This is a genomic window from Shewanella sp. HL-SH8 (assembly GCF_051165765.1).
Lineage (GTDB): Bacteria > Pseudomonadota > Gammaproteobacteria > Enterobacterales > Shewanellaceae > Shewanella > Shewanella glacialimarina.
Genome location: NZ_CP195039.1, coordinates 466,297 through 485,120, shown reverse-complemented (window position 1 = coordinate 485,120; position 18,824 = coordinate 466,297). Strand labels below are relative to the sequence as shown.

Annotated in this window: 14 protein-coding genes; 7 read left to right on the top strand and 7 right to left on the bottom strand. The window is 42.7% G+C overall.

The features are described from left to right. Positions 1-178 precede the first annotated feature (178 nt). Positions 179-2,935 (top strand): DNA polymerase I, encoded by a 2,757-nt coding sequence (gene polA, locus ACRWQN_RS02110; protein ID WP_434939637.1) that lies wholly within the window; start codon positions 179-181, stop codon positions 2,933-2,935. A gap of 667 nt (positions 2,936-3,602) precedes the next feature. Here polA and yihA read toward each other — a convergent pair. Further along, the gene (yihA, locus tag ACRWQN_RS02105; RefSeq protein ID WP_434939636.1) at positions 3,603-4,274 is read right to left on the bottom strand and encodes a ribosome biogenesis GTP-binding protein YihA/YsxC; all 672 of its coding nucleotides are present in this window, start codon (positions 4,272-4,274) and stop codon (positions 3,603-3,605) included. Between the two features lie 254 nt (positions 4,275-4,528). On the opposite strand from yihA, the gene ACRWQN_RS02100 reads away from it, so the two are divergent. From ACRWQN_RS02100 to ACRWQN_RS02080, 5 genes are all read left to right on the top strand, one after another. After that, the gene (locus ACRWQN_RS02100; RefSeq protein ID WP_434939635.1) at positions 4,529-5,149 is read left to right on the top strand and encodes a c-type cytochrome; all 621 of its coding nucleotides are present in this window, start codon (positions 4,529-4,531) and stop codon (positions 5,147-5,149) included. Positions 5,150-5,961: 812 nt separating this feature from the next. Further along, positions 5,962-6,624 carry a methyltransferase domain-containing protein gene (locus ACRWQN_RS02095; protein WP_434930766.1) on the top strand — a complete coding sequence of 221 codons (663 nt, stop codon included), beginning with the start codon at positions 5,962-5,964 and terminating at the stop codon, positions 6,622-6,624. A gap of 55 nt (positions 6,625-6,679) precedes the next feature. Continuing rightward, positions 6,680-7,237 (top strand): Der GTPase-activating protein YihI, encoded by a 558-nt coding sequence (gene yihI / locus ACRWQN_RS02090; RefSeq protein WP_434939634.1) that lies wholly within the window; start codon positions 6,680-6,682, stop codon positions 7,235-7,237. A 69-nt stretch (positions 7,238-7,306) separates the two neighbouring features. Then, the gene (locus ACRWQN_RS02085) at positions 7,307-7,774 is read left to right on the top strand and encodes a DUF2489 domain-containing protein (RefSeq protein ID WP_434927759.1); all 468 of its coding nucleotides are present in this window, start codon (positions 7,307-7,309) and stop codon (positions 7,772-7,774) included. A 165-nt stretch (positions 7,775-7,939) separates the two neighbouring features. Next, positions 7,940-8,491, top strand: a complete 552-nt coding sequence (locus ACRWQN_RS02080) for a 1-acyl-sn-glycerol-3-phosphate acyltransferase (RefSeq protein WP_434939633.1) — start codon at positions 7,940-7,942, stop codon at positions 8,489-8,491. Between the two features lie 46 nt (positions 8,492-8,537). Here the strand turns inward: ACRWQN_RS02080 and ACRWQN_RS02075 are convergent, their stop codons facing one another. The 4 genes from ACRWQN_RS02075 to hutC all read right to left on the bottom strand — a co-directional run bounded on the left by ACRWQN_RS02075 (position 8,538) and on the right by hutC (position 14,183). Beyond that, positions 8,538-9,812: a mechanosensitive ion channel family protein gene (locus ACRWQN_RS02075; protein WP_434939632.1), complete on the bottom strand. Its 1,275-nt coding sequence runs from the start codon at positions 9,810-9,812 to the stop codon at positions 8,538-8,540. 331 nt (positions 9,813-10,143) lie between these two features. Further along, entirely contained in the window at positions 10,144-11,682 is a 1,539-nt protein-coding gene (gene hutH, locus ACRWQN_RS02070) for a histidine ammonia-lyase (protein ID WP_434939631.1), read from the bottom strand. Further along, positions 11,682-13,370 (bottom strand): urocanate hydratase, encoded by a 1,689-nt coding sequence (hutU, locus tag ACRWQN_RS02065; RefSeq protein ID WP_226412077.1) that lies wholly within the window; start codon positions 13,368-13,370, stop codon positions 11,682-11,684. Before hutU ends, hutH begins: the two co-directional genes overlap by 1 nt. Positions 13,371-13,475: 105 nt before the next feature. Further along, positions 13,476-14,183: a histidine utilization repressor gene (hutC, locus tag ACRWQN_RS02060; RefSeq protein WP_434930773.1), complete on the bottom strand. Its 708-nt coding sequence runs from the start codon at positions 14,181-14,183 to the stop codon at positions 13,476-13,478. 115 nt (positions 14,184-14,298) lie between these two features. Here hutC and hutI point away from each other — a divergent pair, with 115 nt between their 5' ends. Next, the gene (gene hutI, locus ACRWQN_RS02055) at positions 14,299-15,525 is read left to right on the top strand and encodes an imidazolonepropionase (protein ID WP_434940585.1); all 1,227 of its coding nucleotides are present in this window, start codon (positions 14,299-14,301) and stop codon (positions 15,523-15,525) included. Between the two features lie 121 nt (positions 15,526-15,646). On the opposite strand, the gene ACRWQN_RS02050 is transcribed toward hutI, so the two are convergent. Both ACRWQN_RS02050 and ACRWQN_RS02045 read right to left on the bottom strand, forming a co-directional pair. Further along, positions 15,647-17,038 carry a tetrathionate reductase family octaheme c-type cytochrome gene (locus ACRWQN_RS02050; protein ID WP_434927754.1) on the bottom strand — a complete coding sequence of 464 codons (1,392 nt, stop codon included), beginning with the start codon at positions 17,036-17,038 and terminating at the stop codon, positions 15,647-15,649. 47 nt (positions 17,039-17,085) lie between these two features. Continuing rightward, on the bottom strand, positions 17,086-18,798 hold the full coding sequence (locus ACRWQN_RS02045; RefSeq protein WP_434939630.1) for a DUF3373 domain-containing protein: 1,713 nt from the start codon (positions 18,796-18,798) through the stop codon (positions 17,086-17,088). Positions 18,799-18,824: the final 26 nt, after the last annotated feature.

The window sequence follows — 18,824 nt, the reverse complement described above, 5'->3', positions numbered from 1 at the left end:
ATTTACACAAAATGACTCACAGACTTATCCACAGGCTGTGACCGTTTTACGTGGTCATTTTTGTTGACAAATAACGCTTGAGTTAAGTTACTCGTAACGTTCAAACATTCATAGCCTATTTCATGCTATATTCACTGCTAGTATATTCTTTTTAACATAACAGAAACGAACTCATTTTATGCCTACAGTTGCTCATAATCCGCTTATTTTGGTCGATGGATCATCTTATCTTTATCGCGCTTACTACGCACCACCACACTTAACCAACTCTAAAGGAGAAGCAACAGGCGCTGTATATGGCGTGGTAAACATGTTGCGTAGCCTATTAAGTAGATATGAGCCCACACATATCGCGGTGGTTTTTGACGCCAAAGGTAAAACATTCCGTAATGACATGTACAGTGAGTACAAGGCGCAACGTCCTCCTATGCCGGATGATTTGCGCAGTCAAATTGAGCCATTACACCGTATTATTCGCGCATTAGGCTTACCACTAATCAGCATTGAAGGTGTAGAAGCCGATGATGTCATAGGCACTCTTTCTCGCCAGGCAAGTAAAGAAGGTCGGGCGACATTAATCAGTACTGGCGATAAAGACATGGCCCAGCTCGTTGATGAACATGTCACGTTAATCAATACCATGACAGATACCATCATGGGGCCAGAAGAAATCAAAACCAAATTTGGTGTCGGCCCAGAATTGATCATCGATTTTTTAGCCTTGATGGGAGATAAAGCCGATAACATTCCAGGCTTACCTGGTGTAGGTGAAAAAACCGCCCTTGCAATGTTAACGGGAGTTGGCAGCGTGGCAAAATTACTAGCCGATCCTCAATCTGTACTAGAGGTGAACTTTAGAGGCTCAAAAACCATGCCTGCTAAAATCATCGATAACGCAGACATGTTGAAATTGTCTTATGAGTTAGCAACCATCAAAACAGATGTTGAACTAGAGCAAGACTGGCATGGTCTGGATATTAAACCGCAAAACCGTGACGAACTCATTGCTTGTTATGGCGAAATGGAATTTAAGCGTTGGTTAGCAGAGGTATTGGATAACAACAACCCAACAGCGCCTAAAGCTGAAGAAACGGATGAGCCAAGTTCGGTGCCAGTTGTAATAGAAACTGACTACCAAACCATTTTGACTGACGAGCAACTTGACCAATGGATAATCACATTAGGTCAGGCAGAGTTAATTGCAGTCGATACCGAAACTACCAGTTTAAATTATATGGATGCTGAATTAGTCGGGATTTCATTTGCGGTAGAAGCCGGAAAAGCAGCCTATTTACCTCTAGGACACGATTATGAAGGAGCGCCTCAGCAACTGAATAAAGCGGCTGCATTAGAAAAACTTCGCCCTATTCTTGAAGGCACTAAACCTGAGAAAGTCGGTCAGAACCTAAAATACGACATCAGTATATTTGCTAACGCCGGCATTAAGTTACAAGGGGTGCGTTACGACACCATGCTTGAATCTTACGTGTTTAACTCGGTTGCATCACGTCATGATATGGACGGTTTAGCGCTTAAGTATCTAGGCCATAAAAATATCAGTTTTGAAGAAGTTGCAGGTAAAGGCGCCAAACAAATCACCTTTAATCAAGTGTCGCTCGATACTGCCGCACCCTATGCCGCAGAAGATGCCGATATTACCCTTCGCTTACATCAGCACTTATGGCCAAGAGTCGAAAAAGAAGCCAAACTTGCCAGCGTATTTAATGAGCTAGAATTGCCACTTATTCAAGTATTGTCCGATATAGAGCGACAAGGTGTGTATATCGACTCAATGCTATTAAGCCAACAAAGTGGGGAATTAGCTCAAAAGCTCGACCAACTAGAGCAAGAGGCATATGAAATAGCCGAAGAAAAATTTAACCTTGCCTCACCCAAACAGCTGCAAGTGATATTTTTCGACAAGTTAAAATACCCAGTTAAAAAGAAAACACCTAAAGGCGCACCATCTACCGCTGAAGATGTCTTAGTTGAACTCGCGCTAGACTACCCATTGCCTAAAATTATTTTGCAGCACCGCAGTTTGGCTAAATTAAAAAGTACCTATACCGATAAATTACCGTTAATGGTTAACTCTACCACCGGACGCGTGCACACCAGTTACCATCAGGCTAATGCGGCAACCGGACGTTTATCATCTAGCGATCCAAACTTACAGAATATTCCTATTCGCACCGAAGAAGGTCGCCGTATTCGCCAAGCGTTTATTGCTCCAGAAGGTCGTAAGATATTAGCGGCGGATTACTCGCAAATTGAATTGCGTATTATGGCGCATTTGTCACAGGACAAAGGCCTATTAACAGCCTTTGCCGAAGGTAAAGATATTCACAAGGCAACTGCAGCTGAAGTGTTTGGCGTACATTTTGAAGAAGTCACCACAGAACAACGCCGCCGTGCTAAAGCAGTCAACTTTGGTTTGATTTACGGCATGTCAGCATTCGGTTTAGCTAAGCAATTAGATATTCCACGCAATGAAGCCCAAACCTATATCGACACCTACTTTGCCCGTTACCCTGGCGTATTAAAGTATATGGAAGACACACGATCTGATGCAGCTGAACAAGGATACGTAACCACTTTATATGGTCGTCGTCTGTATTTACCGGAAATAAAAGATCGTAATGCCATGCGCCGCCAAGCTGCAGAGCGCGCTGCGATTAACGCGCCAATGCAAGGTACTGCTGCGGACATTATCAAAAAAGCGATGATTGCTGTAGCAAACTGGATAAAGCAAGACACCCATGGCGAGATAAGCATGATAATGCAAGTTCACGATGAACTAGTGTTTGAAGTGGATGCAGATCAAGCAGAGGCGCTAAAACAAAAAGTGTGTCAGCTGATGGCCGATGCTGCCAAATTAGATGTTTATTTACTCGCAGAAGCTGGTATTGGAGACAACTGGGATCAAGCCCACTAAGCTCATAAATGCCAAAAAAGTTAACTCGATTCAAGATCAAGCCAAAACCGCGCCAGAATAGCGCGGTTTTTTTATCGGCTAAAATTAACGCCAATCCTCTGATATTAATAACTAAAATCTATAATAATGATAGATGAATAAAAAATAGAAAGCAGCCGACTGTGCTTAAGCTCACATTATTGTCGTTTTATATGAAAAACAGTTTTCCATTTAAAGTCCAATAGGGTATTATTCTTGTCGTAGGGTACAGAGGTTAAGATGTTCAGTCTTTCAAACCTTTATTTCACTAGCGATAGTGACCAGCCAAATTCGGCGCCTCAGCAATGCTTATTGCTGAGGCTTTTTTTTGGTTTTTTTTAATCGATTTGTGACTTTAAAACTGCACAGTGAGCAAATTAATGATTATTTGTAATTTTAATTCAAATTTTTAGAGTAAATACTTTAACTAAATTAAAAATAGCGTTATTATATTTGTATTGAGAGTCATCAAATTGAGTTGATGTCACTTGAGTCTTGTTGAATTTAGCTTCTCCCCAAAAAGAGCTAAAGAATTTTATACCGATAGCCCTATGGTTATCGGTTTTTTTTGCTTGTAAAAAATGATATACCAATAAAAAAGCGTAATGTGATTAACACATTACGCTTTTTTATTATCGATAAGTAGCTGCTAATCATGCTGCTCTTGTTTTTCTTTTTCAAGCGCTTGCTGATCAAGTAGCCATTGTGGATTACACCACTTATTTAAAATACTCAGCACTTTTGGCTTACCTGTGCCTTTAGTTGACGAAAATGGCTCAACTTGAACCCAATCGCCAAATTTAGACAAATCTTTACGCACGGCGTTAACTGTTTTCATCTTCACGTTTTGCGCAAGCTTGTCAGATTTGGTCAATAAAGCTAACACGGGAATTTCACTGAACACCGCCCATTCAATCATTTGCATATCTAAATCTTTAAGCGGATGACGAATGTCCATCAATACCACCACACCACTTAAGCAAGCACGTTTTTGTAAATACTCGCCCAAAGCAAGCTGCCATTTATTTTTTAACGCTAATGGCACTTTAGCAAAACCATAACCAGGTAAATCAACTAAACGGCGGTCAGCAGCGAGAGAAAACACGTTAATTAACTGAGTACGGCCAGGTGTTTTACTGGTTCTGGCTAAACCTTTTTGCTCGGTTAACGCATTTAATGCACTGGATTTACCGGCATTAGAGCGGCCCGCAAATGCAATCTCAACACCTACATCGCCAGGAAGATATTGATCTAAGTGTGCAATGTCAGGTGCACTGATTAAAAACTTAGTTTGACGAAAGTCGATTTGAGATTCAGACACGGTTTACTCCAGAAAATGTTTACCTAACATCATATTTATGTTTCAAATGCTGCCTTTTGCACGTTTTCGTGTAAAATATCAGCCAGATCACATTATAACTCCAAGCAAATCTTAATATTGTGATTTAAAAAGCTCTTAAATGAACTCTAAAAGCCTCATTTAAAGCAAAATTGTCGCTTGGAAAACTATTTTACCACGCTTGCGGGTTATCCTAGTAAGCTCAGGACAATAAATTAACAAGAAGTTGGAACGCCATGAAAAAGTTAGCTCTTGCGCTGTCTGTAGTAGCCGCTATGTCATCACCTGTTATGGCTGAAGGTAATGCCGAAGCGGGAAAAACTAAAGCACTCGTATGTTCTGCCTGTCACGGTGTTGACGGCAATAGCATGATTGATATGTACCCGAAACTCGCGGGACAACACCCATCATACCTTGAGAAACAGTTAAAAGAGTTTCGTGCAGCAATGCAAACAGGTGGTAAACAAGGTCGTATGGACCCAATCATGGGCAGTATGGCTATCGGGTTAAGTGACCAAGATATTGCTGATCTTGCAGCCTTTTACTCATCGCAAAAGCTTATTGTGGCTGATGTAGCCGATGTCCCTGCTGCGGGTGAGTCGCTTTACAAAGGTGGCGATATGGCACGCGGCATAACATCATGTATTGCTTGTCACGGTCCAGATGCAAAAGGTATGGCAGCGGCAGGGTTTCCAGCTCTTGGCGGCCAACATGCTAATTACATCAAAATTCAATTAACTAAATTTCGTGAAAAAAGCCGTAATAACGATATGAATGGCATGATGCAAGACATTGCGAAAAAGTTAACCGATGCGGATATGGAAGCTTTATCTAAGTATATTTCAAGCATTAAGTAGTTTTAAATCATAAATCTACTGATTAAATAATGGGTCCGGTTGACCCATTATTTTTGGTCGCTAGTTTACGTTTACGTCAACTTCACACCATCAATGCTTGACAGGGTTGACGCTTTTAGGGTTAAATAGCCCGCGTACCGAGATGAACCCAGCTGTTTATTGCTAATAATAATAATGTAAAAACAGATCTCGGACTTTGTCATTTAAGATATAAGAATAAATTTACTCAATAATAATAATATACTTACGGCCACTCAATAATAATAACAAAGAGTCGCGATTTCGGTTTGAAGTCCAGGTCAGATATTTTGTAAGGGACAGACCAATTGGTCGACATGCTATATAGCACTGCCTTACGCAACAGAGATAGAAGCCAACTGTATTCGCACACAAAGCTCATGCTTAGGATGCATTCACTGGAAGCGGAATATCACTGGAAGGTACTTTATACAAGGATAGTAAATTCACGTCACAGATGACGGTTAGGAATATGATGTGTCATTAATGACCGTCTACGGAAGCTGAAGTTAGGATGACTACAGAGCATATAAAAAGCGTCATAGATGACCAATAATAATAAGCGCATGGAAAGCTTAAAAAATAAGAAGGATCCGACCGGGAAGTCGCATAGCAAGCATGGATACTTGGAATCAGAATAAGGTGCTTTTTGCACTGTTTATAAGGTGGCAGTTTACTGCCACCTTTTTTCTTGTCTTTTTTTCAAGCTACACTTTATATCTTGGTGATTTTAAAGCTCAAAAAATCCCTATATACTGTCATGACACATCCTTCTATAGGTGTATAAATATTTAATGATACCCTGCCCTCTGTGCAATCATCAGGCGCAATTTTTTTTGCAGGATAAAAAGCGCGCGTTTTATGTCTGTCCTCATTGTGGGCTAGTTATGGCAGATCCTAAGTCTCATTTAAGACCCAGTATTGAAATGCAACGTTATGGCCGAGCGCAGAAAGGGGCTAAACAACGGCAGCTTTCACAATTCTTAATGCCACTTTTAGCGCAAATTAATTTACAACAATCTGGTACATTATCAGGACTTAACTTTGGCCGAGTGCTGGATCAACAATGTTTGCAGTCAATTAATGAAGCCGGCCATAGTGTTAAACAATACGATCCTTTTTTCGCAGCGGATCACAGTGTATTGCAAACAACCTATGACTTTGTCTGTAGTTATAAAGTGTTTGAGCATTTTCGCCACCCAAATAAAGAGTGGCAATTGTTATCTCGTTTAGTTAAACCGGGGGGATGGTTAGCAATTAGTACCCCACTGATGACGGATTTAAGACATTTTAATAAGTGGCATTATAAAAATAATCCTACCCATGTGAGCTTCTATCAACGACAAACTTTCGAATATTTAACCGAAAATAGCGAATTTACGCTATTATTTGTATCGCAGGCGCTCATTTTGATGCAAAAATCATCAGGATCTGGTATAAAGCGCATCCTAATTTAATGCACGTTGGCATTTTGCCGGCGTGAGCTGTTTTAAAAAGTAACTGAGATAATTCATGGCGCGCAGTAAAAAAACTCGCAAGGGCGGAGAGAACGGCCCTAAATTTGCACCTAGAGTCAAAAAAGCCGATCGTAAAGATGCTGAAGGAAAACGTGGCGAAACAGGCCGAAAGTCTGGAAGTCGTCACAACGAAGCCTTACTAAAGAAAAGTGCACCCTCTAATGCCGGCAAGTCGACAGACCCTCGTCATGGCAGTAAAAAGCCTGTAGCACTAGCACCTGTGGTCAAAGTATCTAAAGTTGCGGAACAGGATAAGCCTAAGCAACCTAAACTGACTGACGAGCAAAAGTTGCTCAAGTTAGAAGATGATCCACGCCTAAACAGCTTGTTAGACATGCTAGAAGAAGGCCGTGATTTGCCTGCAGAAGATCAAAAGTGGCTTGATGCTCAATTAGATAAAATTGAACATTTAATGAACCGCTTAGGGTTAAATGAACCTGAGCCAGCTCCAAAAGCAGTCAAAAAACCCGCTAAATCAGATTCTGATGATGACTTATTAGCCCGGTTTGAGTCTGGTGAGAATCACTTAAACGATTATTTCTCCAAAGACTAAATAAACTCCCGACTGGCGCTTAATGCGCCAGTTTGTTATTCGTCGTAGTCAGCCAATTAAGGAGTCTTTGTGTCTACCGCTCTTATAATCATCGCCATTATCATCGTTATCGCCTTAGGTGCTTATGCCGCATCATTGTTGTTGAAAGTGAAACGCCAAGCTGCCATTAATCAACAAGCCCTTGAAGAGCGCCTAGCAAAAGCAGAGGTGCGCCGACAACAAGTCCTTACCGATATTCGTTACATCGCGGCAGCGATGCTAGAGGACCGCTGCGAGCTTTCTGAAGGAGTAATGCGTATTGGTAAGTTATTCGATGCTTTGTCAATGACAGAACAAGTGACCCCGCTTTTCCCGCAGCTGTTCAGCCATTATGACATCATAAGATCTCATCCTATTATGGAAGCGCGCCAAGCACTACCCAAGCAACAACGTATGAAACTGGATTTTGCCAGAATGCGCTCTGAAGCTGACTTAGGTGAGAGTATTTTGCAAGAAGCCAAAAATATTACTGAGTTCGAACAAGCCCCTACACATTAATTCACCTAACACCAATTGATCTATAATTTAAGCTCTACAGGCCGCTAGAAAGATGCGCCAGCTCTACTTAAGCGCTTGCTAATCCAAATAGATTTGTTACTTTAAAATACATAATAAAATAATAAGGCTACCCGTTTAATGGTAGTCAAAAATAAAGGGTTACTTATGTTTAATCGCTTCTGTAGCTGGTCACTCACCAAGCTTGGCTGGCAGTTTGATGGCCATATAAATCATAACCAATCATGTGTCATTATCGTTGGCCCGCACACGAGCAATTGGGACTTTGTTATTGGTATTCTGGCGCGCGGTGCATTAAACACCCCAATCCATTTTTTAGGTAAACATCAATTGTTTCTTCCGCCTTGGGGCTGGATATTTAAAGCAATGGGTGGCAGCCCGGTAGACAGAAGTAAACACAATAACTTGGTTGATTCTGCGGTTCAGCTATTTAATCAAAACGCGAATTACAAACTTGCATTAGCACCGGAAGGGACTCGCAGTCCTGTTAAACGCTGGAAAAGTGGTTTTTATCATATCGCCCTGCAAGCAGGTGTTGATATTGTGCCGGTAGGCTTAGATTTTAACAGTAAGAAAATAATTATCACCACAGCATTAAAACCAACCGGGGCGATAGAGTTAGAAATAAATCAATTGATGGCTTTTTACCGCACCATTAATGGCCGTCACGCCAAAACCATTCCAGTTTATCAAAAGTAACAAACCAAATAACCACTAGGGCTGCGATTCACAGCCCTATAGTCTGCTAACTTTCTAGCTTATTGACTACTGTGTTGATAGAACGCATATCAATGCCCGTCGGATTTTGGAATGCTTGTAAACCAAACTCTGGTAATACAGCAAAAACATGATCAAATATATCGGCCTGAATCTCCTCGTAGTATGCCCAGCGAATATCATTGGTAAAAATATACAATTCAATCGGCAGCCCCTCAGTTGTCGGCGCCAACTGACGCACCATAAGGGTCATATCTTTGTGTATCTTCGGGTGCTGGCGTAAAAACTCCTGTAGGTAAATCCTGAAGGTGCCTATGTTGGTTAACCTTCTGCCATTAACTGGCATATCAAGATCGCTAATCAGTTGGTTTGCCGTGGTAATTTCTGACAGCTTTTGTGGAATATAAGCTTTTAAATGATTCACTTTTGATAAGCGGCTTTTTTCATCATCGCTGAGAAACTTAATACTATTTACATCGATATTAATTGAACGTTTGATACGGCGTCCGCCAGATTCTGACATACCGCGCCAATTTTTAAATGCATCGGACACTAAAGCATAAGCGGGGATCATGGTGATAGTGTTATCCCAATTACGCACTTTTACTGTCGTTAAAGTGACTTCTTCAACCGCACCATCAGCACCATACTTGTCCATTTGGATCCAATCGCCTTTACTCACCATGCGATTAGCTGCTAATTGAATACCCGCAACAAAGCCTAAAATGGTGTCGCGAAAAACTAACATCACCAAACCGGTGGCAACACCTAAACCACTAAAAAAATATATCGGCGAACGGTCACTTAACACGGAAATTATAACAATCAGACCAATAAAAAATAAAAACAACTTAGTCAGCTGTACAAAGCTCTTAACCGGTAGGTTTCGGTTAATTCGTTTAACATCTGCTATCTCATTAACTGCATTCAAACCGGCGTAAATGGCGCGGATAATTAATATCACCAGTAAAGCGCTAAGCGCACGATCTAAAAACAAGCTTAATACTTTATGTTCGGTTAATACTATCGGCAATAAAAAGTCTAAAATGAGCAGGGGAACTAGCATAGCTAAACGTTCAAACATTTTGAAGCGGATAAAAATATCATCCCAAGTCACACTAGAACGTCGAATAATACGATTAATACCACTCACAAAAAAATGATGAGTAATAAAATAACCAATGCCTGCCACAAGCACACACGCGAGCAATAATACTGAGGTAGAAATACCATCGGTAGGCTGACTATTAATCCCTAAATCTGTTAGCCAAGAGGCCACTTCAACTCGCCAATTTGTATTCAAATTCAATCCTATTCATTAAGATAAGCCTAAACATAACAATCACTGGGTAAACGATAATCAGTTAAATCCATAATTACCCATCTAAAGCCAGCCGCAAACTATTATTTTAAATCGTGATTTTAACATTATCATTTCAGCACTTATATGAAAGATTAAACAATATTGATATTGCTCATTTGAAACAAGGCTAGGCGGTGTTTTATCACTTACTTTATCGTTATCGCACAAAACCAAAAATCACAATAAAAAAGGACCTCAGGGTCCTTTATCTATTCATTACTTTTTAACCTAGGGCTTTACAACTCACCCTAGGTATCAAGAATCGTATCATCTAGCGACTCGGGATCATCCCCATTGGTAAGTAAGTGTTAAAGTTTGCTTGCATCAATAAATCAATCGAACTTTCGATGTCAGGTGCAAAGAAACGGTCTTGATCGTAAAACGTCACCACTTCACGTAACTCGGCTTTCGCTTTGGCTACCGCAGCACTGGGTTGTAATGGCTTTCTAAAATCAAGCCCCTGAGCCGCTGCCAACAATTCAATTGCCAACACGCCACGGGTGTTTTCACTCATATCCCGTAAACGACGCGCGGCAAAGGTTGCCATAGACACGTGATCTTCCTGGTTTGCAGAGGTCGGCAAACTGTCTACCGATGCTGGGTGAGCATAGGTTTTGTTCTCAGACGCCAACGCTGCCGCGGTCACTTGCGCAATCATAAAACCTGAGTTTACCCCGCCGTTATTCACTAGAAATGGCGGTAGTTTTGATAAACTAGAATCAATTAATAACGCCATACGACGCTCAGAAATTGAACCTAATTCAGCTATCGCAATCGCCAAGTTATCCGCCGCCATTGCAACAGGCTCAGCATGGAAGTTACCACCTGATAGAATATCTCCGGTGTCTTGGAATACTAATGGGTTATCTGTTACCCCATTAGCTTCGACACCGAGTACATCAGCGGCATGGCGAATTTGAGTTAAACACGCACCTAATACTTGTGGCTGGCAACGAAGTGAATACGGGTCTTGCACCTTGTCACAGTTTGCATGGCTTTGACTTATTTCAGAGTCATTACCCAATAAATGACGGAAAATAGCTGCCGAGTCAATTTGGCCTTTTTGTCCACGCGCAGCGTGAATACGCGCATCAAACGGGCTACGGCTGCCCATTGCGGCTTCGACACTCATTGAACCTATCACTGAACTGGCGGCAAATAAGTCTTCGGCATTGAATAAACCTTCTAACGCCAGCGCAGTTGAAGCTTGCGTACCATTAAGTAAGGCCAAGCCTTCTTTCGCGGCTAACTCTAAAGGTTGTAGACCAGCAATTTCTAAGCCTTCTTTGGCGCTAATTAACTCACCTTGGTAACTCATTTCGCCTTCGCCTAATAACGGCAAACACATATGCGCCAGCGGAGCTAAATCACCCGATGCACCAACTGAACCTTTTTCAGGCACACAGGGATAAACACCGGCATTAACCAGCTTGATAAGGAAGTTGATAACCTCAAGACGAATACCCGAAAAACCCCGGCTTAACGAGTTAATTTTTAATACCATCATTAAACGCACGGTCGCATCTTGCATATATTGGCCGATACCCGCCGCATGCGATAACACAATTGAGCGCTGTAATAGCTGTAGATCACCTGGCGCAATTTTGGTGTTAGCTAACAAACCAAAACCGGTATTGATACCATAAACGGTGCGACCATCTCGCAATACTTGCTGAACAATTTCAGCACTATTATTAATATCAGCAAAGGCGCTATCGGCAAGTGTTAGCTCAACAGAATGACGACTAATTTGGCGCAGCTCTGCCAGTGTGAGTGTGCCCGGTGTTAATGTGAATTTATGCTTAGTCATTATTGTGTTCCTGCTTTATCACTTGAAATCATAGGTAAATCTAAACCTTGCTCTTTAGCGCACTGTTTTGCGATGTCGTAACCTGCATCAGCATGACGCATCACACCAGTTGCAGGGTCATTCCATAATACTCGACCTAATCGCGTAGCCGCTTCATCAGTACCGTCGGCAACAATCACCACACCAGAATGCTGACTAAAGCCCATACCCACGCCACCACCATGGTGCAGTGACACCCAAGTGGCACCGCTAGCGGTATTTAATAGCGCGTTCATTAATGGCCAATCAGACACCGCATCAGAGCCATCAAGCATAGATTCTGTTTCACGATTTGGGCTGGCTACTGAGCCTGAGTCTAAATGATCACGACCAATAACGATTGGCGCAGATAACTCGCCATTTTTAACCATTTCGTTAAAGGCTAACGCTAAACGAGCACGATCTTTAAGACCCACCCAACAAATACGTGCAGGCAAACCTTGAAACGCAATCCGCTCACGCGCCATGTCTAACCAATTATGCAAATGTGGATTATCAGGAATAAGCTCTTTGACTTTGGCATCGGTTTTATAAATATCTTCAGGATCACCCGACAAGGCTACCCAACGGAACGGGCCAATACCTTCACAGAATAAAGGACGCACATAAGCAGGTACAAAACCAGGAAAATCAAAAGCATTTTCAACGCCTTCATCAAACGCCATTTGACGAATGTTATTACCGTAATCCGTGGTTGCAGCGCCAGCAGCTTGTAATGCCAACATCGCTCTAACCTGCACAGCCATTGATTGTTTAGCCGCCTTAACAACCGCCGCTTCATCAGTTTTACGCATGCTGGCAGCGTGCTCTAATGTCCAGCCCTGGGGTAAATAACCATTTAATGGGTCGTGCGCTGAGGTTTGGTCGGTTACCACGTCCGGCGTAATGCCACGCTTAACTAACTCAGTAAATACATCGGCCGCATTACCTAATAAGCCGACCGATACTGGCTTGCCGCTTTTATTGGCTTCATCAATCATGGCTAATGCTTCGTCTAACGACTTGGCTTTTTTGTCTACATAGCGGGTGCGCATTCTAAAGTCGATACGGGTTTCATCCACTTCACAGGTTAATACTGAATAGCCCGCCATAGTGCCTGCTAATGGTTGAGCGCCGCCCATGCCACCTAAACCACCGGTTAAAATCCACTTACCCGCAGATGAACCGTTAAAGTGTTGGTTTGCCATAGCGACGAAGGTTTCGTAAGTGCCTTGCACAATGCCCTGCGAGCCAATGTAAATCCACGAACCTGCGGTCATTTGGCCATACATGGCTAAACCTTTTTTATCGAGTTCGTTAAAGTGCTCCCAATTAGCCCAATGCGGTACCAGGTTTGAGTTGGCAATAATCACTCGCGGTGCATTACTGTGGGTTTTAAACACGCCTACAGGTTTACCTGATTGCACCAACAAGGTTTCATCATCTTCAAGACGCTGCAGCACTTCAATAATCTTGTCATAGCTTGGCCAGTCCCTTGCTGCACGGCCAATACCACCGTAAACCACCAAATCTTCCGGGCGTTCAGCTACATCAGGGTGTAAGTTGTTCATTAACATCCGCATTGCCGCTTCTGTTAACCAGCTTTTACAACTTAGCGTTGTACCGTGTGGCGCAATAATTCGTCTGCTTGGGTCGTGTCTTTTATCCATATTTTCCTCTTCAACCTGTTCGGTTTGTTTTATTTTTTCTGGCTAACGGCTTGTTGTTCGTTAGTTAATCGGTTTACTTACGGCGAATAACTTATTTATCTATGGTTAACGCTTAAAGGTTAAATGGCCGCCTAATCTAAATTTACTACCGGGGTGCACTAAACGGGCAAAACTCACCACGCCTTTACGTGACCAGGTACGGCGAGTAATTTGTAAGCAGGGTTCAGTGGCCACTATTTCTAAACGTTGCTGAGTTTGTTCTGTGGCAATAATCGCTTCGACTGTGTGGCGCGCTTCTGTTAACGGCGCAATTTGGGATAAGTATTCATGGGGTGTTTGCTGGCTAAAATCTTGCTTCAGGTAATCAGGGATCAAGTTAGGATTAACAAAGCGTTCCTCTAACTGTAATGGTATACCTTGCTCGCAATGCACTAATACCGAGTGAAATACGGGACTACCCACCTCTAATCCTAACGCGATAGCAATTGGCGCGATGGCGTCTATTTGAGTTAACTCTAGCTGCTTTACACTGTATCCATGGCCGCGCTCTTTAATTTCATCGGCAATATTACGAATATTCAGTAAAGACGATTGCGACTTAAGACCTGCTACAAATGTCCCTAACCCTTGGGTGCGCTCTAAAATGCCAGCCTCGACAAGTTCAGTTAATGCGCGTCTGGCAGTCATTCGACTACAATTAAACATCTCAGTTAATTGATTTTCTGATGGTATGCGGGCGTTCTCTTCCCACTCACCCGCCTCAATACGCGCAAGGATGAATTGTTTAATCTCAGCAAATTTTGCCAATGCCATATGCGGTTCCAATGCTAGAAATGAGGAATAATGGGATATCATCCTAGCTTGTATATACAAGCGAGATCAAGTATTGTTTGATTAACAATCAAAAGACTGAGTAAAGAACATGGCTATGAACTGGGACCACGTGTGGATTGATGTCAACGTGGCCACTATGGATACAGCATCATCAGTGCCATATGGCGCGTTTGAAAGTGCAGCCATTGCCGTAAAAGACGGCAAAATCGCCTGGATAGGCCTTCGCGCAGATCTCCCTGAGTTTGATGCGTTAGCCACGCCGATTTACCGTGGTAAAGGTAAATGGATCACCCCTGGCTTGATTGATGCCCACACTCATCTCGTCTTTGCCGGTAGCCGCGCCAATGAGTTTGAACAACGCTTACAAGGCGCAAGCTATGAAGATATTGCTCGAGCTGGCGGCGGTATAATTTCAACCGTAATAGCCTGTCGCGAAGCCGATGAAGAAACCCTATTTAATCTGGGGCGTAAGCGTTTAAATGCGCTTGCTAAAGAAGGCGTTACCACAATTGAAATAAAATCTGGCTACGGTTTAGATACCGAAACCGAATTAAAACTCCTTAGGGTTGCGCGGGAACTCGGCGAGCATCACCATATCGATGTGAAAACCACATTTTTAGGCGCCCATGCCATTCCTGCAGAATATAAAACCCAACCTGATGCTTATGTCGATTTAGTCATTGATGAGATGCTGCCACAAGTGATTAAGCATAATCTTGCTGATGCTGTAGATGTGTTTTGCGAAGGCATCGCCTTTAATCTTGAGCAAACAGAGCGAGTACTGACAGCTGCTAAACAAGCCGGTTTAGCAATAAAGCTACATGCCGAACAATTGTCTAATATTGGTGGTAGTGAATTAGCCGCAAAACTTGGCGCTTTGTCTGTCGATCATATTGAACATTTAGATGAAGTAGGCGTAAAAGCCCTCAGTCAAAGTGGTACCTGTGCGGTATTACTGCCTGGCGCATATTATTTTTTACGTGAAACCAAGCTGCCGCCGATTGAATTGCTGCGTAAATACAAAGTACCCATCGTTATCGCCAGTGATTTTAACCCTGGTTCATCACCAATTTGTTCAACCAAATTGATGCTAAATATGGCGTGTACATTATTCCGCCTAACGCCTGAAGAAGCCCTTAAAGGCTTAACCATTAATGCCGCTAAAGCATTGGGGATTGAAGAAAGTGTTGGTAGTTTAGTGGTAGGTAAACAAGCCGATTTCTGTTTGTGGGATATTAGTTCACCTGCTGAACTGGCTTACACTTTTGGGGTAAACCCTTGCGAGCAAGTCATTAAAGCGGGTCAAATTATTCAGCAGTAAACCCACATAATCCGCTATAAAAAGAGCTTAAACCGACTAGCGATTTAAGCTCTTTTATTATTGGTAATATTAAGTCTAGGTAACCTAGAAACTAAACAATGCCTTCAGGAATAGCTTAAAATTACTCCATTGCATGACGTTTACCTTGTTTGTTTTTCATTGGGTCGCCGTCATATCCTAGCGCTTTCCAATCTAAACGTTCACCTTTGTTATGGCAGTCATTACATTGTAATGCTTTGCCTTTTGGTGACACCATATGGTTGATGCGCCACCACATTTCGGTTTCAACAAAGCCATGCTTACCACTGTACTTGAAGCCTTTCTCTACCATAGTTGGGTTAGCTTCCATGCCTAATTTTGCTGCTAAGTCCCAATCAAACTTATCCCAATAGCCACCTTCACCGTACGTTTTAGGGGTTATCAAAATATTGAGTTTAGCATCATAAATTTGCTTACCCGTGTGCACTTTGAAGGGATAGATTTTAGCTTTAGGGTCATTAATATCCCCTAATGGATAAGTTAATTTAATTGTTTGAGTTGGGTCCATTTTATCGCCAGCCATATACGCATCGGCACGGCCATTAAACCAAGCATATTGTGGTTTAACGTCTTTTTGCCAAATAAAGCTACCTTTCTTTTTATTAAAAGTATGCTTACCATATTGATCTGTCGTATCAGGAAGATCTTGCCCTGCAGTTGACCAGTCCCAATGCATTTTTGTCGGTTCATTTTTCGCAAATGACGGTATATGACAAGTCTGACACGCTACGGCTTCCGAGTGGGTATTAAGCTTTTTGTTTTTATGAGGTGCGCCATCATGGCAGTTTTCACAACCAATTTTGCTTTCGCCTCCAGGTGAGACACCCATCGCATTACCGGTAATTTGATGACTTTCAGTGACGTGACAAGTTTGGCACTGGAAATCATTTCCATCGGCATTCATATGCACATCGGTCGCTTTATCTGGATAAGACATGGATGAGTCTAAATCACCGTGCTTGACCGCATCACCGCCACCACCGTAAAAGTGGCAGCTGCCGCAATTATCACGCACAGGCGAACCGACATTCTGGGCTACGTTGGCTAAATTGACTCTTGCTAAGGCCTCGCCTGCACCCGCAGGATCTTTAATGTAAGTCCCCGTGGTGTCGTGACAGACTAAACAATCCACTTTAGTCGCGTCCTTAAAGTCGAATGTAGAATCTTTCCAACCATAGCCAGCATGGCAGCTGGTACAACGCGGTTCATTACCGGATATCGACACACAAAAGTTGTTAATACTGTTCTTTTTACCACGCATCACTGTGCGATCAGGTAGCTTTTGTTCTAATTCCCAAGTCCAATGTGAAGATGTCATGAATTCTTCAGCATGTTCTTTATGGCATGTTAAGCATTGTGTAGTCACTTCAGGGCCGTTGGAAAATGGCCCTTTTAGCGCCTCTTTATGGTCAAAGGCAGCCTGTGCAGTGGTGCTTATGGCAAGCAACATAAGGGCTGCAGTTAAGATTTTCATGGTGTATATCCTTACCTCCCTGAGCAGACACTCAGGGAGGAACCAAGTTAGAAGTTAACCGTCAGTGACGCATTAACGTCATAGGCGGTGTCGACAACGGGTAGCATTGAGAACGCGTTACCGGCAATCACATCGTCAACATTCATCGGTGCACCTACTGGTGAGCCACTTCCGGTATATTCATAGTCGTAATACAAACCGGCTAACTTGATAAACATTTTTGGATTTATATCAAAAATATAATAGGCTTCAGCTACATGGCCACGGGTCGCTAGCTTACTGCCGATAGGATCATCTTGCGCTTGGGTGAACGGACTCCAGTATTTAGAACCGTAGTTATATTCCAAGCCGAACTTTCCGTAGGGTGCAGGTATTTGCATACCGACATAAATGCCATAGCCATCTTTAGTGTCACTATCAACCGTTTCTTTTGGCACCATAATGATTTCAGTCCCCGTGCTGTTAAGTTCTGCTTCAAATACTGCGTCACTTAACATGCCGCCAAACAAACCGGCATTACCGTTTGGTTCTGCGCGAGTCCAACCGAATGAAGCAAACATTTTCATATCGTCATCGGTTTCATAGGCATAACCTAGTCCCCCTAAGAACAAATCACCAATCACACCGCTGGGTTGTACGCGGGTAACGAAGTTAAAGTTGTCAAATTTTTGCATGTCTTGATACATAGTTGGAGCAAAGATACCCGCCAGTTGAGTCGGGAATGCCATGGTGCCTGTAAAGCCATCATTGACATCTTTAGCGCCGAATAAAGTGAACTGTAAGAAGTGGTTTCCGTCACTGACAACGTCGATATTAAAACCACCGAGGTGAGTATCTTTGGTGATAATGTCGCCAAATAATTCGCCATTACCGTACTGTGATTCAAATCCTTGACCATAGCAAAAACGCACTGTTTGACCTTCGATACCGGTAATATCACTGAGATCATAGCCTAGCGTTAGGCCATCGAAGTTGAAGTTAACTAAATGACCTGATGGCGTGCCGCCTCTGAGTTCATTTTCACGATAGTGACTTGGTGGGCCGTAGGTTGAAGGGCGGCGTCCAATCGAAAGATAGGTGCCGCTGCCGTTAATGTCTTTCCAGTTAAAATAGGCGCGTTCTACTTTTAATTCATCACCACTGGTGCTACCGCTACTGGTGCCATCCATAGTGAATGAATTCCACGAATCAAACACTTTAACGCCAGTAGAGTCTCCCCAACTTTTAAACATGGTCAAACGTCCGGAAAAACTGACGTTATCCCATACTTTAGCATCAATATTTAAACGCAACCGCGTGGTGTAAAAAATTTCATTATCAATATCTTGCTGGTTTTTTGCCCCTAACATCATAGGCATAACGCCTTGTAGCATACCGTTTTGAAACGCGCTGGCTAAATCAGGGTTCGCTATCATCATTTGGCCTAACGGAGAGGTAGCACTATTCGGGTCGCCAAATGCTCCTGACATGGCTTTCGCGCCAAAGTCAGAGAAATTAACGTTCATGGCCGGGTTCCATGTGACATTTTGGTAATGTAAAGAATGCGCTTTCGTTCTAAAGTCACCAGTGATTGCAACTCTGTCTAACGCGGTGTGACGTTCGGTTTTATCAACCCGTGAATTTAAATCGTCAAGATCTTCAGTTATTGTTGCGAGCTGTTGTTTTAAATCAGCAATTTTCTGGGCATCTGCGTCTGCAGCAAGGCTAGCACCGCTCATAAAGAGCGCATTAGCAACGAGTATTGATATGAGAGTTCTCATGTTATTTCTCCCCAAACCTGCCTAAT